Origin of the sequence: Nonomuraea rosea (assembly GCF_039539705.1) — a bacterium.
In the GTDB taxonomy this organism is placed as follows: Bacteria; Actinomycetota; Actinomycetes; order Streptosporangiales; family Streptosporangiaceae; genus Nonomuraea; species Nonomuraea rosea.
Map to the genome: position 1 here is coordinate 83,726 of NZ_BAABDQ010000022.1, position 14,342 is coordinate 98,067.

The 14,342-nt window shown below is 71.6% G+C and carries 15 protein-coding genes; 10 read left to right on the forward strand and 5 right to left on the reverse strand.

Annotated features, from left to right (window positions below; all coding sequences use genetic code 11):
• Window positions 1–5: 5 nt before the first annotated feature.
• The 7 genes from ABEA43_RS39230 to cpt are packed head-to-tail and all read left to right on the forward strand — an operon-like array spanning window position 6 to window position 6,341.
• Window positions 6–1,049 (forward strand): PLP-dependent cysteine synthase family protein, encoded by a 1,044-nt coding sequence (locus ABEA43_RS39230; protein ID WP_345570106.1) that lies wholly within the window; start codon window positions 6–8, stop codon window positions 1,047–1,049.
• Window positions 1,046–2,305, forward strand: a complete 1,260-nt coding sequence (locus ABEA43_RS39235; protein ID WP_345570109.1) for an ATP-grasp domain-containing protein — start codon at window positions 1,046–1,048, stop codon at window positions 2,303–2,305. The genes ABEA43_RS39230 and ABEA43_RS39235 overlap by 4 nt, the downstream gene beginning before the upstream one ends.
• Window positions 2,302–3,528, forward strand: coding sequence for a GntG family PLP-dependent aldolase (locus tag ABEA43_RS39240; protein WP_345570111.1), 1,227 nt, complete (start codon window positions 2,302–2,304; stop codon window positions 3,526–3,528). The genes ABEA43_RS39235 and ABEA43_RS39240 overlap by 4 nt, the downstream gene beginning before the upstream one ends.
• Entirely contained in the window at window positions 3,525–4,772 is a 1,248-nt protein-coding gene (locus ABEA43_RS39245) for an MFS transporter (RefSeq protein WP_345570113.1), read from the forward strand. The genes ABEA43_RS39240 and ABEA43_RS39245 overlap by 4 nt, the downstream gene beginning before the upstream one ends.
• A 59-nt stretch (window positions 4,773–4,831) precedes the next feature.
• Window positions 4,832–4,954 carry a hypothetical protein gene (locus ABEA43_RS39250; RefSeq protein ID WP_345570114.1) on the forward strand — a complete coding sequence of 41 codons (123 nt, stop codon included), beginning with the start codon at window positions 4,832–4,834 and terminating at the stop codon, window positions 4,952–4,954.
• Window positions 4,951–5,754, forward strand: a complete 804-nt coding sequence (locus ABEA43_RS39255; RefSeq protein WP_345570115.1) for a phosphotransferase family protein — start codon at window positions 4,951–4,953, stop codon at window positions 5,752–5,754. The genes ABEA43_RS39250 and ABEA43_RS39255 overlap by 4 nt, the downstream gene beginning before the upstream one ends.
• 53 nt (window positions 5,755–5,807) lie before the next feature.
• Window positions 5,808–6,341, forward strand: a complete 534-nt coding sequence (gene cpt / locus ABEA43_RS39260) for a chloramphenicol phosphotransferase CPT (RefSeq protein ID WP_345570117.1) — start codon at window positions 5,808–5,810, stop codon at window positions 6,339–6,341.
• A 17-nt stretch (window positions 6,342–6,358) separates the two neighbouring features.
• Here the strand turns inward: cpt and ABEA43_RS39265 are convergent, their stop codons facing one another.
• Complete coding sequence (locus ABEA43_RS39265) at window positions 6,359–7,108, reverse strand: SDR family NAD(P)-dependent oxidoreductase (protein WP_345570119.1); 750 nt, start codon at window positions 7,106–7,108, stop codon at window positions 6,359–6,361.
• 90 nt (window positions 7,109–7,198) lie between these two features.
• Here ABEA43_RS39265 and ABEA43_RS39270 point away from each other — a divergent pair, with 90 nt between their 5' ends.
• Window positions 7,199–7,942 carry a TetR/AcrR family transcriptional regulator C-terminal domain-containing protein gene (locus tag ABEA43_RS39270; RefSeq protein ID WP_345570120.1) on the forward strand — a complete coding sequence of 248 codons (744 nt, stop codon included), beginning with the start codon at window positions 7,199–7,201 and terminating at the stop codon, window positions 7,940–7,942.
• A 43-nt stretch (window positions 7,943–7,985) separates the two neighbouring features.
• Here ABEA43_RS39270 and ABEA43_RS39275 read toward each other — a convergent pair whose 3' ends face one another.
• The 3 genes from ABEA43_RS39275 to ABEA43_RS39285 form a co-directional block, all read right to left on the reverse strand.
• On the reverse strand, window positions 7,986–8,996 hold the full coding sequence (locus tag ABEA43_RS39275) for a cytochrome d ubiquinol oxidase subunit II (RefSeq protein WP_345570122.1): 1,011 nt from the start codon (window positions 8,994–8,996) through the stop codon (window positions 7,986–7,988).
• 2 nt (window positions 8,997–8,998) lie between these two features.
• Window positions 8,999–10,363 (reverse strand): cytochrome ubiquinol oxidase subunit I, encoded by a 1,365-nt coding sequence (locus ABEA43_RS39280; protein ID WP_345570124.1) that lies wholly within the window; start codon window positions 10,361–10,363, stop codon window positions 8,999–9,001.
• Between the two features lie 139 nt (window positions 10,364–10,502).
• The gene (locus ABEA43_RS39285; protein ID WP_345570126.1) at window positions 10,503–12,113 is read right to left on the reverse strand and encodes a hypothetical protein; all 1,611 of its coding nucleotides are present in this window, start codon (window positions 12,111–12,113) and stop codon (window positions 10,503–10,505) included.
• Between the two features lie 223 nt (window positions 12,114–12,336).
• Here ABEA43_RS39285 and ABEA43_RS39290 point away from each other — a divergent pair, with 223 nt between their 5' ends.
• On the forward strand, window positions 12,337–12,564 hold the full coding sequence (locus ABEA43_RS39290; protein ID WP_345570128.1) for a three-helix bundle dimerization domain-containing protein: 228 nt from the start codon (window positions 12,337–12,339) through the stop codon (window positions 12,562–12,564).
• A gap of 62 nt (window positions 12,565–12,626) precedes the next feature.
• Window positions 12,627–13,652 (forward strand): hypothetical protein, encoded by a 1,026-nt coding sequence (locus tag ABEA43_RS39295; protein WP_345570130.1) that lies wholly within the window; start codon window positions 12,627–12,629, stop codon window positions 13,650–13,652.
• A 59-nt stretch (window positions 13,653–13,711) separates the two neighbouring features.
• Here the strand turns inward: ABEA43_RS39295 and ABEA43_RS39300 are convergent, their stop codons facing one another.
• On the reverse strand, window positions 13,712–14,332 hold the full coding sequence (locus tag ABEA43_RS39300) for an L-threonylcarbamoyladenylate synthase (protein ID WP_345570131.1): 621 nt from the start codon (window positions 14,330–14,332) through the stop codon (window positions 13,712–13,714).
• Window positions 14,333–14,342: the final 10 nt, after the last annotated feature.

Sequence of the window (14,342 nt, forward strand, 5' to 3'; positions counted from 1 at the left end):
ATTCGATGACACTGAGAACGGACGCCATCGACGCCATCGGCCGCACCCCGCTGCTCCGCCTGCGCCCCGCGGGCGACGCCTTCCAAGATGCGAACGTCTACGCCAAGCTGGAGCTGGCCAACCCCTACGGCATGAAGGACCGGGTCGCCAAGCAGTCGATCCTGGCCGCCAAGGCCGACGGCACGCTCCGCGACGGCGGGCTCATCGTGGAGAGCTCCTCCGGGACGCTCGCCATGGGGGTGGCGCTGGTCGGCGGCTACCTGGGACACCGGGTGCACATCGTCACAGACCCGCGGATGGACGCGATCACCGCGGCCAAGCTGGACGCGCTCGGCGCGACACTGGACGTGGTGCCCGCCATGACCGCGAACGGCTGGCAGAGCGCCCGCCTCGAACGGCTGCGCACGGTGATGGCCGAGAACCCCGGCGCGTTCTGGCCCCGGCAGTACGACAACCCGCAGAACCCGGCCGCGTACGAGGCCCTGGCCCGCGAGGTGGAGTCCGAGCTGCCCCGCGTGGACGTGCTCGTCGGCGCGGTCGGCAGCGGCGGCTCGCTCTGCGGCACGGCCCGCGTGCTGCGGCGCGGCAACCCGTACCTGCGCGTGGTCGCCGTGGACGCGGCCGGCAGCGCCATCTTCGGCCAGCCGGACGTGCCCAAGAGGCTGCAGAGCGGGCTGGGCAACAGCCTGGTCCCGGCCAACGTCGACTTCTCGGTCATCGACGAGGTCCACTGGCTGTCGGACCGGGAGGCGTTCGCCGCCACGCTGGAGCTGGCCGCGCGGGAGAAGGTGTTCGCGGGCAACAGCTCGGGCTCGGCCTACCTGGTGGCCCGCTGGCTCAGCGGCCGGCTGGGACCGGACGCCACCGTGGTCGTGATCTTCCCCGACCGGGGCGACCGGTACGCGCACACGATCTACAACCCCGAGTACCGGGCCGCGCACGGCATGACGAACCTGCGCCCGCCCGCGGGCCCGCACCGGATCGGCCTCACGGACACGGCCGTCACCTGGTCCTACGCCACGCTCGGCCGCGAACGGGAGTATGCATGAACCTGGTCTTCGTCGAATCGAACACCACCGGCTCCGGCATGCGCGCCTTCGCCAAGGCCTCCGCGCTCGGCCTGACCCCGGTGCTGGCCACGGCCGACCCGTCCCGCTACGACGGGCTGGCCGCGACCGGGGCGAGGATCGTCACCTGCGACACCAACGACGAACACGGCCTGGCCGCCAAGCTGGCCGCCCAGGTCGGGGACCTCGCGGGCGTCACCACCACCAGCGAGTTCTACGTCACCACCGCCGCCAGAGCCGCCGCCGAGCTCGGACTGCCGGGCAACCCGCCGGACGCGGTCGCCGCGTGCCGGAACAAGGGCGCGATGCGGCGCCTGCTGGCCGCCGCCCACCTGCCCTCGCCGGTGTTCCGGCTGGTCGGGGCGGGCCGCGACCTGAGGACGCAGGTGCTGTTCGCGCTGTCGTGCATCGCGCTGCCGTGCGTGGTCAAGCCGGTGGACGACACCGGCTCGCTCGGCGTGGTGCTCTGCTCGACGGCACGGGAGGCGGTGACCGCGGCGGAGGCCGTGGTGTCCACGACCACGAACGTGCGCGGCCAGCCGGCCGCGCGGGCCGCGCTGGTGGAGGGCTATCTGAACGGTCCCGAGTTCAGCCTGGAGATGCTGAGCACGGGGGAGCGGCACGAGTGCGTGGGCATCGTGGCCAAGCGGCTCACCAGCCCGCCCAACTTCGTCGAACGCGGCCACGTGTTCCCCGCGGTGCTGGCCAGGGACGAGAGCGCCGTGCTCCTGGACACCGCCCGCCGCGCCCTCGACGTCGTCGGGATCACGCACGGCGTCACGCACATCGAGATGAAGCTCATCGACGGCCGCGGCTACGTCGTGGAGATCAACGCGCGCCCGGCCGGCGGCATGATCCCGGAGGTCATCGCCCGGTCCTGCGGCTTCGACCTGCTCGACGCGCACCTGCGGGCCGCCGCCGGCCTGCCTCTCAGGCCGTGCCCCCTGTCGTTCTCGCCCGCCGGGATCGCGTTCCTGCTCGCCCCCGAAGGGCTCGGGGAGCGGGAGGCGGTGCTCCGCCACGTGGGCGGCGTGGCGGAGGCGCTGGCCGTGCCCGGCGTCGACGCGGTCACCATCACCGCCGCGCCGGGCGCCCGCGTACGCCCGCCGCGCAGCAGCTACGACCGGCTGGGCTACGCCATCGCGCACGCCGCCACCCACATCGAGCTGGACCTGGCGCTGGAGCGCGCGCTCGGCAGCCTCCAGCTCCTCCTCGACCCGACGATCGGAATCCCATGACGACCCTGAAGGATCACCGCGAACCCGTCGCCGCCGGCCACGGCGACGGCGGCTACGTGGAGCTGCGCAGCGACACCTTCACCCTTCCGACGCCGCCGATGCTGGCAGCCGCCGTCGCGGCGCCGCTCGGCGACGACGTGTACGGGGAGGACCCCACCGTCGCCCGGCTGGAGGAGCTGGCGGCGGGCCTGCTGGGCAAGGCCGCCGCCTGCCTCATGCCGAGCGGCACGATGGCCAACCTGACGGCCCTGCTCGCGCAGTGCCCGCGGGGCGCGAAGGCGATCGTCGGCCGCGAGTCCGACATTTACGTGTACGAGGCGGGGGGCGCGTCGATGTGCGGCGGCATCGTGTACGAGCCGCTGCCCAACCTGCCGGACGGGACGATCGATCTGGCGGACCTGGAGGAGGCGCTGGCGGTCGACCGTACCGATCCGCAGTTCGCCCTGCCCGCGCTGGTCAGCCTGGAGACCCCGCAGAACCGGTGCGGCGGCCTGCCGCTGCCGCTCGGCCACCTGGCCGAGGTCGCCGAGCTGACCAGGAGGCACGGCGCCGCGCTGCACCTGGACGGCGCCCGGTTGTTCAACGCCGCCACGGCGCTCGGCGTCACTCCCGCCGAGATCGCCCGCCACGCGGACACGGTGCAGATCTGCCTGTCCAAGGGACTGTGCGCGCCCATCGGATCGGTGCTCGCCGGCGACCGCGCGACGATCGCGGCGGCGCGCCGGATGCGCAAGCTGCTCGGGGGCGGCATGCGGCAGGCGGGCGTCATCGCCGCCTGCGGCATCGTGGCGCTCACCGAGATGACCGGCCGGCTCGCCGAGGACCACGAGAACGCGGCCCGCCTGGCCCGCGGCCTGGCCGGCCTGCCCGGGGTGCTGCTCGATCCCGGGCCGCCGCGTACCAACATGGTGTTCTTCCGGGTCGGCGACGAGCGCTACACGACCCGGTCGTTCATCGAGGCAGCCCGCCATCTGGGCGTGCGGGTGGAGGAGCTCGGCCACGGCCGCATCCGCGCCGTCACGCACGCGGGGGTGCCGGCCGAGGCGGTGGACCGCGCCGTCGGGGCCTTCGCCGAACTGCTCCGCCCCGACGCCCCCTTGCGGGAGGCGGGGCGGGCGCTTCCGGCTGTCCCGACGGCGGTCCGGGGGGACATGTCGGCGAAGTCGGGGGACACGACGGCGGTCCCGGGGGACACGTCGGCGAAGCCGGGGGAGAGGCCGTGAAGGGGCCCTCGCTCGGGCGGCGCTTCCACTTCCTGTGGGCGTCGGCCGGCCTGTCGAACCTCGCCGACGGCGTCCTGCTGGTGGGCGTCCCGCTGCTCGCCGTCTCCCTCACCCGCTCCCCGCTCCTGGTCTCGCTGGTGAGCGCCGCGGCGACGCTGCCGTGGCTGCTGCTGGCGCTGCCCGCGGGCGCGCTCGCCGACCGCCACGACCGGCGCGCGATCATGGTCTGGGCCGCGTGGGCGCGTACGGTGACGCTGGCGGGGGCCGCGATCGCCGCCTGGCTGGGTGTGCTGAGCCTGCCCCTGCTGATCGCGGCCGTGCTGCTGGCCGGAGCGGGAGAGGTGTTCGCCGACACCTCGGCGCAGTCGGTGCTGCCGATGACCGTCGGCCGCGACCGGCTCGCGGCGGCCAACGGGAGGCTGACGGCCGCGCAGACCCTCGGCAACCACTTCCTCGGCGCCCCGCTGGCCGGCGTGCTGGCCGGGCTCGCCGCGTCGCTGGTCTTCGGCACGGTCGCGGTGCTGTACGCGGTGTCGGCGCTGCTGCTGCTCGGCATGCGCGGACGCTTCAAGGTCGAGCAGGCCACCCGCGGCGGCCTGGGCGGCGACATCCGCGACGGGCTGCGCCACCTGGGCCGGGACACCGCGCTGCGCGGCCTGGCCGCGTTCACGGGCGTCAGCAACCTGGCGAACGGGGCCTATTTCGCGGTGTTCGTGCTCTGGGTGGTGGGCGCGCAGTCCCGGGTCGGCCTCACACCTGGGACCTACGGCCTGCTGGCCACCACACTCGCCGTCGGAGCCGTGCTCGGCTCGGTGCTCGCCGCCCCGCTGGCCGCCCTCGCGGGCGAGACCCGCGTGCTGGGCACGGTCACCCTGGCCAACGCCGCCCTGTTGCTCGTGCCGATGCTGGCCCCCGTACCGTGGGCGGTCTTCGTGGCCGCGGCCGGGCTCGGCGCGGCGAACTCGATCACCAACGTCATCGCCGTCTCGCTGCGGCAGCGGCTCATCCCCGAGGACCTGCTGGGCCGCGTGAACGCCGCCTGCCGCCTGATCGGCACCGGCGCGATGCCGGTGGGCGCGGCCCTGGCCGGCACGCTCGGGGCGACGGCGGGGATCGAGGCGGTGTTCTGGGCCGCGGCCGTCCTCTGCGCCGTCGCCGCGATCATCGTCTTCCACCAGGTCAGGACGGCGGCTCAGCCGCCCGAGCCGCATCCGGCGAACGCCGCTCCAGGACCTCGTCCCTGAGCAGCGACCCGGCCCAGGCGTCGACCCGCTGCCCGCGGTGCACGAGTGGAGGGCATGCGGTGAGTAGGGTGCTGCCCATGGTCGATGGGGTGCGACTTGAGCCGGACATGCAGCGGATCGAGGTGCCGCCGGTCGATCCGGCGGGCGCGGTCGGCGAGATGACCGGGGTGCCGGCGCCGTGACGCTGCCCCGCGTGCCCCGGCTCGACGTCCATCGGCACCTGAGCGAGCTGCCCGTACCCCTCGCCTACGATGGCCCCTGCCCGGGCGGTCAGGTCGGGGCGGCGTACGTGCGCTGGCCGGACGGTCACCGCTCGGTGCTCACCCGAGGTCCCGACGTCCGCGAGCTGCTGTCGGCGGCGCGCGCGGCGGGGGTCCCCGCCCCGGCGTACGAGCTGGTCCATCCGCCGGTGGTGGTCCAGGAGCTGCTCCCGGGGGCCGTCGCGCACGCGCCGACGGCGGCGACCGTGCGTTCGATGGCCGAGGTCAACCGCCGGTGCCGCGGCCTGCTCGCGGGGCGGACCGACCTGCCGGGACTCGCGTTGCACCTGCGCGCGGACGGGCCCGGCTTCTGCCTGCACGGCCCGCTGCGCGACTACGACGGGCGGACACGGCGGCTGCTCGGCGAGGTGGAGGAGATCGGCCGGGCCGTCCCGGACACCCTGGAGGGCGACGACCTGGTCCACACCGACTTCCACCCGGAGAACGTGCTGGTCGACGAGTCGGGCGCGGTCACCGGCGTGATCGACTGGGACGGCGCCACCCGGGGGCACGGCGACTTCGACCTGTTCACGCTCCGGTTCGACCTCGCCCGCAGGGCCCCGCACCTCGTCACGGAGGTCCCGGAGGCGGAGTCGGACGCGGTGGCGCTGGTCTGCTGGGCGCACATGAGCCTGCGCATGGTGGACTGGGCCATCCGTCACTTCGCCGCCTCCGAGGTCACCGGCTGGCTGGAGACCGCCCGCCGGCTCAGGCCCCGCTGACGGCCACGGAAATACGCTTGGGATCTTGTCAGGGCCGCCTCTATGGTGAGGCGGTGAAGACTCAGGTGATCGTGCTCAACGGCGGATCCAGCTCGGGCAAGTCCGGGATCGCCCGCTGCCTGCAGGCGATCCTGCCGGATCCCTGGCTCGCCGTCGGGATCGACACGATGATCCAGGCGATGCCCACGTCCCTGCAGATCTCGGAGGCGGGGATCACGATCTCTCCCGACGGCGAGGTGAGCGTCGGGCCGGACTTCCGGACGCTGGACGCGGCCTGGGTGGAGGGGGTCGCCGCGATGGCCCGCGCGGGCGCCCGGGTCATCGTCGATGAGGTCTTTCTCGGCGGAGCGGGGTCCCAGCAGCGGTGGCAGAAGGCGCTGGCCGGGCTGGACGTGCTGTGGGTGGGCGTCAGGTGCGAGAGCGCCGTCGCCGCGGGCCGTGAGATCGCCCGCGGGGACCGGGTCCCGGGCATGGCCGTGCTGCAGGCCGAGGTGGCCCATCAGGGCGTGGTCTACGACCTGGAGGTGGACACCACGCGCACCGAGTCCCTGGAGTGCGCGCGGATCATCGCGGCCCACGCCGGGTGAATGGACCGGTCGCCCGGTCAGACGGTCGTGCCGCCCGAGACGTCCAGGCGGTGCCCGGTGATGTAACGGGCGTCGTCCGAGGCCAGGAAGGCCACCGTGCCGGCGATGTCCTCCGGGACGCCCAGCCGGCCCAGCGGTGACAGCGACGACAGCCAGTCCCTGGCCTCGCCGACCAGCCGCCCCTGGTGCATGTCGGTGTCGATGACGCCGGGCGCCACGATGTTGACGGTGATGCCGCGCGCCCCCACCTGCTTGGCGAGCGCCGTGGTGAGCACGTCGAGCGCCGCCTTGGACATCGCGTACTCGATGGCCCCGGGGAAGGAGATGCCCCGGGTCAGCATGGTGCCGATCGTGATGATCCGGCCACCGTCCCGCAGCCGGGGCAGGGCGAGCTGGGTGACGAAGAACGGCGCCGTCGTGTTGACCGCGAACAGCCGCTCGAAGCCCTCCCTGGTCACGCCGTCGATCCCGGCCTGATCGCCCAGGATCCCCGCGTTGCCGACCAGGATGTCCAGGCCGTCGGCCCGCTCGTCGAACGCCGCCCACAGCGTCTCGGCGTCGCCCGGCACGCCCAGCTCGGCCCGGAGGGCGAAGGCCTGTCCGCCGGCCGCCTCGATGGCCGCGACCGTCTCCTTCGCCGCCGTCTCGTTGCCGCCGTAGTGGACGCCGACCCGGGCGCCCTCGCGGGCGAGCCGGGTGGCGATGGCCCGGCCGATCCCTCGGCTCGCACCGGTCACCAGTGCCGTCTTGCCGCTCAACGTGGTCATGCCGATCACCCATTCCTATTTCGCGTACTTCGTACTCGAAATGGACTCTAATCATTCAGGTACGATGTACGCAAACGAAGGGGGAGGCGCTTGCCGGACGACGAGCTGACCAGCATCTGGCTGCGCCCGGAACGCCTGGAGCGATCAGGACCGGGGCGGCGGCCCGGCTACAGCCGGGAGCAGGTCACCCGCGCGGCGGTGCGGATCGCCGACGCCGAGGGGGCCGAGGCCGCGACGATGCGCCGGATCGCGCACGACCTGGGCACCGGGGCCATGTCGCTCTACCGGTACGTGCCGAGGCGCGACGACCTGTTCGATCTCATGATCGATCTGGTGATGAGCGAGGTCGAGCTGCCCGGCCGGCCTTCGGGCGACTGGCGCGCCGACCTCTCGCTGGTCGCCTGCCGGTCGCGCGCCGCCGGTCTGCGTCATCCCTGGCTGACCGGGCTGCTCACCGGCCGCCCGACCCTGGGGCCGCAGCTCCTGCGCGTGCACGAGTTCGCGCTGGGCGCGTTCGACGGGCTCGGCCTCGGCATCGACGAGATCGCCGGCTTCGTCGGCATGCTGGACGATTATGTCCACAGCGCGGTCCGCCGCGAGATCGGCTGGCTGGAGCACGCCCGTTCCACCGGTCTGAGCCCGGAGGAGTGGAAGCGCGACTACATCGGGCCGTACGTGCGGCAGGTCGTCGAGTCGGGCGCCTATCCGCACTTCAACCGCACCCTGCTGGAGTCCGGGACCGCGCACCTGCCGCCGGAGGAGCGCTTCCGCCATGGCCTGGACCGCGTGCTGGACGGGATCGGGTTGCAGGTCGCCGCAGCCGTCATCCGCTGATCCGGCAGCTCGCGAGGGCCGATGGGTCACGAGTGCCGGCGGGTCACGAGGCCGTTCCGCCGGGCCTTTCGCGCTGGAAGGTCGCATACAGCCACCACAGCGACGGCAGCAGCAGGACCGCGCCCACGGCCAGCGAGCCCAGGGTCGCCGCCAGAACCGTGTCGGTGGCCGCCGCGTCGGCGAGCGGGACGCCGGGCAGCAGGGACGGATACTGCCCGACCCCCCACCCCCACAGCAGGCCCGTCACGGCGAGCGCGGCGGTGAGCCGTACGGCGAGGTAGGCGCGCCGCCACAGCAGCACGAGCGAGGCCAGCCCCGCCACGATGGACAGCGCCAGCAGCGGCAGCGCCCGGCCCGAGGTGAGCTCGGCGAACAGGCCGGGCGCGTCGGCGCGCAGGACGAGCAGGCCCGCCGCCGACAGCACCCCGACCACGGCGCCGCACCACAGGGCGCGCCGCCTGAAGGCCTCCGCCAGGTCCGGCTTGCCGGTGCGCTCCGCGTCCCGGGTCAGGTAGACGGCGGCCAGGTAGGCGGCGACGCCGACGGCCAGCACCCCCGCCGTCACGGACGTCGGGTTGACCCAGCTCCGCACCAGGTCGCCCGTGGCGATGCCGGGCGGCACCCGGCCGGAGGCCAGCGCGCCGGCCACCGTGCCCAGGAAGAACGGGGTCACGACGGAGGAGAAGGCGAACGTGCCGCCGAACAGCCGCCGCTGCCACAGCTTGCCCGAGACCTTGCGGAAGGCGAACGCGGCGCCCCTCCCGATGATCCCGAGCGCCGCCAGCGTGAGCGGGATGTAGAGGGTGGAGGCGATCGCCGCGAACACCGAGGGCACACCGGTCCACGTCACCACGATCACGAAGATCAGCCAGACGTGGTTGGCCTCCCAGACCGGGCCGATCGAGTGCTCCACCAGCTCCCGCTGCCGCCACCCCGACGTGGCGCCGCCGGCGAGCAGGTCCCAGATCCCGCCGCCGAAGTCCGCGCCGCCGAACAGCACGTACGCGGTCAGCCCGGCCCACAGCACCACGAGCATGATCTCCGGCAACGGCATGCTCACACCACCTTGTAGCCGGTGACGTCGCGTTCCTGCGGCGCGACCGGCACCGGCACGTCGCGGGCCAGGCGGCGCAGCACGTAGACGGTGGCCACCGTGAGCGCCGCGTACACCGCTGCCACCAGCACGAACCCGTACACGAGGCCGGGCGCCGGATTGACCGCCTGCGCGGTGCGCTGCACGCCGTACACGATCCACGGCTGCCGCCCGACCTCCGTGACCACCCAGCCCGACTCCAGCGCGAGCACCGAGGCCACGCCCGAGACGGCCGCCGCGCGCAGGAACCACGGCGAGCCCGGCAGGTCCCGCCTGCGTTTCCAGGCCAGGGCCAGCCAGGCGGCCAGCACCAGCAGGGCGAACCCCAGGCCCACCATGATCTGGAACGCCCAGTGCACGACGTTGACCGGCGGCCGGTCGGCGGGCGGTGTCGCGTTCAGCCCGGTGATCTCGGCGTCCGGGTTCCAGTGGGCCAGGAGTGACAGGCCGTTGGGGATCTCCAGCGCGTACCGCATCTCGCCGTCGATCGCGACGCCGCCGACGTGCAGCGGGACCCCGCGTGCGGTCTCGAACACCCCTTCCATGGCGGCGAGCTTGACCGGCTGGTTCTCGGCGACGAAGTGGGCGGCCCAGTCGCCCACGCCGATCTGGACCGGGGTGATGATCGCCGCCACGGTCAGCGGGAGCAGCAGGCCGAGCCGGTGGTAGCGGTCACGCCGGCCGCGCAGCATGGCGACGGCGTACACGCTCGCCATGCTGAACCCGGCGACCATGAACGCGGCCAGGATCATGTGCACGGTCTGGGACGGCGTGGCCGGGTTGAACATGGCGGCCCACGGATCGACCGAGACGATCCGGCCATGCTCGGTGTCGAAGCCCGCGGGCTGCTGCATCCAGGCGTTCGCGGCGACCACGAAGAACGCGCTGGCCACCCCCGCCAGCACGATCGGGATCCCGGTCAGCAGGTGCGCGACGGGCGGTAGCCGGTCCCAGGCGTACAGGTAGACGCCCAGGAAGATGGCCTCGATGAAGAACGCGATGCCCTCCAGCGAGAACGGCAGGCCGATGACCTCGCCGTAGACGCCCATCATCCCCGGCCACAGCAGCCCCATCTCGAACGACAGGATCGTCCCGGACACCGCGCCGACCGCGAACAGCACGCCCAGCGCCCTGGCCCAGCGGCGGGCCAGGAGCCGGTAGTGGAGGTCGCCCGTGCGGTGCCCGCGCCACTCGGCGAGCAGCGTGATGGCCGGCATGCCCACCCCCAGGCAGGCGAGCACGATGTGCCAGCCGAGCGACAGCGCCATCTGCATCCGCGCCGCGCCCAGGTCGGCGCCGCTGACGCCGTCCACGAGGTGACCGATCATCGCGACCCTTCCGGCTTCTACGGCGTGAGCACCTTGTTCTCGAACAGCTCGAACGCCCGGCGCGCGGCGGCTCCCGTGCTCGTACCCGCATTGACCTGGGAAAACACCATGCGTGCGCTAGGGGCTGAGCGCGGGTGGTTCAGATGTTCTCCTCCGGGGTGACGGTGGTGGTGGTCGTCGTGACCTTGCCGGGGTCCGTGCAGGCGTCCTTGAGAACGCCGATCGCCGCGACGGCGTGCGCGGGGTCCAGCCGGCTGGCGTATCCGTCCAGGCTGAGCGGGTCGTCCGGCGAGAAGCCCCCGTGGACCGCTGCCGCCGCCACCTTGTCGTACAGCGGTGGGACGTTCCCGTTGAAGTAGGCTTCGGCCAGCTCATGCCAGGTGATGCCCGCGTTGTCGATCAGCGCCTGGATTCCCTCGTGCTGCGTTTCGTAGTGGATGTCGTCTCTGACGATCTGCTTGGACTCCACGAGCTGGTCCAGGAGCACATGCGTGAAGTACTCCGTGGTGCCCTCGTTGAACCAGAAGCCGAGGATGTTACGCATCGCCGGATGGGAAAGCTTGTGGACCGACTCGTGGTACTCCACCCCGATGCCGAGCTGGTCGTCGCGGATGAAGATGTCGTTTCCCAGGCGCAGCCCCGGGTTGCCGGCCTGGTCGGCGAAGAGAACCGGATCCTCTTCCTTCGCGATGTCGATGTCCGCCTGCCCGGCCGGCGCCCTCTTCAGGACGCCGGCGGCGCCCATCTGATCCCCGGTGACGTAGTGGATCTGGTCGTCGGTGATCCACGGCGTGGTGGGCACGTACGGCGTGAATTGGGGGCTCGCGGTGAAGACGGCGCTGATCTGCTCCGCCTTCACCCGCTGGTCGAGTTTCCGCTCCTTGGCCTCCTCGACGTGGGATTCCTCGATTCCCCAAGCCTCGTCGGGAGAGACGAGGACCACGGCACCGCCGACATCGATGACCGCGCTGAACGGTGCGCCCTGGTCCGTCCAGGTCTTCCCGGTGATGACCCCGATGATCGGGTACTCGCCCGCGGCGACCTTGAAGTGATACTCCGACGCGACCAGGTTGAGGTCCACCGCCAGCTTGAGCACCCCTAGGGAGTCCGTGCCGACGGTGAGCGTCTTCATCTCCTCCAGTTCGCGCCGCTTTCGCGCCCAGAACGTGGCCGCGAGCTCCCGATCGTGCTGCCGGGCGAGTCCGTCGATGGCCTTCACCGTGTCGTCGTAGGCGCCCGCGACGAAGTCGGTGCGGGCGGCGTAGGCCTGACGGTTCGCGATGTCGTTCCTGCCGAGAACCATGGGCCGCCCGTTGGCGTCGTTGATCCATTTCGTGTCGTCGAACGCCCAGGAATAGTAGGAATTCCAGTCGACCGTCCCCTGCTCGGCGCCGACCACGCCGTCATTTTCGACCTTGTACAGTTTGATGTTGTCGGGGTTGCGCCGGACTGCGGTGGCATAGGTCAGGGCGACCTTCGGTTTCTTCGGCTCCGGCGGCGTCTCGGTCTTATGTCTCTCGAGGAGGGCGCGCTTGTTGAGGCTTTCCTCCGTGCCGCCGAAGCCCTTCTCGGGGAGCGGGTTCTGGAGGGTCAGCGGCACTTCCTTCGTGGCGCGCGCGTTGGGGTCGGCCAGCGACGCGGCTATTGCCGCTGACAGCTCTGCGTCCTCCGCGCTCTGATCGTCCGGGGCCTGGGAGGTGGTCGCGGACGTCGTGCTGTGCCTTTTCGACTTGGACTTGCCCAAACTCATCTCGGCTCCCTTGCGTTCGGGCCCCGGCTGCGATGAGGGTAACGGACTTATTTGTGAATTCCAGTCGCACTTTATTCGCGGGACCGGCTCGACGTGAGCTGGCGCAGCGTATCAAATCCTGATGCGACGGGGGTTCGGTGATCAGGGCGGACCCTGGCGGTGCGCGGTCTTTCGCTTTAACGTTGGACGAAGTGCTCGACACCTGATGCAAGCGAGGGTGACGATGACCGCTACCGTCGACCAGGCCAAGCGAGAAGAGCAGGCGATGCGGGAGGTCGCGGCTCGTCTCACGAAAACGTTCGCGCCGGATCACTCGCCGGAACGGGTCACTCAGATCATCGAAACCGTGCTGCACCGCTTCGACGGGAGGCCGATCCGCGACTTCGTCCCCGTGCTCGTGGAGCGATACGCCCGGCAGGAGCTCGCGGTCCGGGAACGCGTCGCGGCGTAGGGACGCCCGCTCGGGCCGGGAAGGGGCCACCGCAGCCCGGTGATCGTCGCTACTCTGCGATCATGTCCTTATATCGATCATCCGGCGTGATAGCGCTCGCGGCGGCCGCCGCACTCGGCGCGAGCACCACCACCTCGGTCGCGCAGGCGCACGAAGTGCCTGCGGCAGCCGCGGCGGATCGAGTCTTACGGGTCTACACCAACAACATCGAGAACCTGGTGCACAACAACACCGACGGTTCGTGCACCCGGATCTCGGGCTCCGACCACCTCGCCTCGATGCTGGTCGACGACAACGGCGCGACGGGCACCTCCGGCGTACGGGCTCCCGACCTCCTCATCGTGCAGCAGGTGCGTGGCACCGGACAGGCCACGGCCTACGCCGACCAGCTCTCGGCCAAGTTCGGATATCCGGCCGGCACGTACAAGGCGATCGTGGCCTGGGACGACCCCGAGGAGTGGGGCGGCTCGCACAACTGCGACCAGCAGGCGCTCGGCGACCTGAAGAAGCGGCAGACCAACGGGATCGTCTACAACACCAGAACGCTGAGCCTCGCCGCGGGCGACATCTCGAAATACTGGAGCGCGGGCTGGCTGAAGCCCGGGACACCGTACACCGGCGGGGCCGGGTGCACGCTGTACAAGCCGCCGAGCAACGACGCCGGCGCCGCCTACACCCACAAATGGAAGCGTACGAGCGCCATAGCGGCGAGGTTCACGATCAGGGCATCGGGGACCACGGTCTTCGCCGCGACCATGCACCTCCCGGAACAGAACGGAGCGAACGCCTGCGCGGGCGCCGGTGACACGGGCATCGCCAAGTCCGGCATCAGTCTCGGCGCGGACGCCACGAGCCTGATGAACGCGTCGACGATCCGCGTGCTCGGCATCGACGCGAATCGCGCGAACATCGCCTCCACGACGCTCGGAGGCTTCGGCATGACCGGCTATGGCGCGAAGGCGACCATGGGCTCCAGGAAGATCGACTACCTGTTCGTCAAGGGCGCCGTTCAGCCGTCGAGCATCGGTCACACGGTGAGCAGCACGAGGTCGAACCATCTGGCGCTGTACGGATTCATCGCGTTCTGAAAGACCTCGTCCACTCCCCGCCCGCCCGTGCGGACGGCTGCCCCACGGGCACGGGCTCCCTACTCGAAGGGGGACGGGTCTCCCGTGCCGCGACGAAGGATCTCGGGCTCGTCCTGCGACAGGTCGACGACGGTGGTCGGGGTGGCGCCGCATTCGCCGGAGTCGATGACGGCGTCCACCACGTGGTCGAGCCGTTCCTTGATCTCCCAGCCCTGCGTCGAGGGCTCGGTCTCGTCGGGCAGCAGCAGGGTGGTCGACAGCAGCGGCTCGCCGAGCTCGGCCAGCAGCGCCTGGGTAACGACGTGATCGGGGATCCGGACGCCGACCGTCTTCTTCCGGGGATGCAGCAACCGCCGCGGCACCTCCTTGGTCGCGGGCAGGATGAACGTGTAGCCACCCGGAGTCGCCGCCTTGACCAGCCGGAACACCGCATTGCTCACATGAACGAACTGGCCGAACTGCGCGAAGTCCCTGCAGACCAGCGTGAAGTGATGGTCGCTGCCGAGGCTGCGGATCTCCCTGATCCGGTCGATGGCCTCCTTGTTGCCCAGCCGGCAGCCCAGCGCGTAGCCCGAGTCCGTCGGGTACGCGATCAGCCCGTCCGACCGGAGGGAATCGACGACCTGGCCGATCAGGCGAGGCTGGGGATTGTCCGGATGCACATCGAAGTATTTGGCCACACCTCGGATC

What these genes read in the sequence shown, in the direction of transcription:
- ABEA43_RS39230 (WP_345570106.1), top strand. Translation starts at nt 6, where the DNA reads ATGACACTGAGAACGGACGCCATCGACGCCATCGGCCGCACCCCGCTG.
- ABEA43_RS39295 (WP_345570130.1), top strand. Translation starts at nt 12,627, where the DNA reads ATGTCCTTATATCGATCATCCGGCGTGATAGCGCTCGCGGCGGCCGCC.
- ABEA43_RS39265 (WP_345570119.1), bottom strand. Translation starts at nt 7,108, where the DNA reads ATGACCACGTTGAGCGGCAAGACGGCACTGGTGACCGGTGCGAGCCGA.
- ABEA43_RS39290 (WP_345570128.1), top strand. Translation starts at nt 12,337, where the DNA reads ATGACCGCTACCGTCGACCAGGCCAAGCGAGAAGAGCAGGCGATGCGG.
- ABEA43_RS39285 (WP_345570126.1), bottom strand. Translation starts at nt 12,113, where the DNA reads ATGAGTTTGGGCAAGTCCAAGTCGAAAAGGCACAGCACGACGTCCGCG.
- ABEA43_RS39240 (WP_345570111.1), top strand. Translation starts at nt 2,302, where the DNA reads ATGACGACCCTGAAGGATCACCGCGAACCCGTCGCCGCCGGCCACGGC.
- ABEA43_RS39275 (WP_345570122.1), bottom strand. Translation starts at nt 8,996, where the DNA reads ATGCCGTTGCCGGAGATCATGCTCGTGGTGCTGTGGGCCGGGCTGACC.
- ABEA43_RS39235 (WP_345570109.1), top strand. Translation starts at nt 1,046, where the DNA reads ATGAACCTGGTCTTCGTCGAATCGAACACCACCGGCTCCGGCATGCGC.
- ABEA43_RS39280 (WP_345570124.1), bottom strand. Translation starts at nt 10,363, where the DNA reads ATGATCGGTCACCTCGTGGACGGCGTCAGCGGCGCCGACCTGGGCGCG.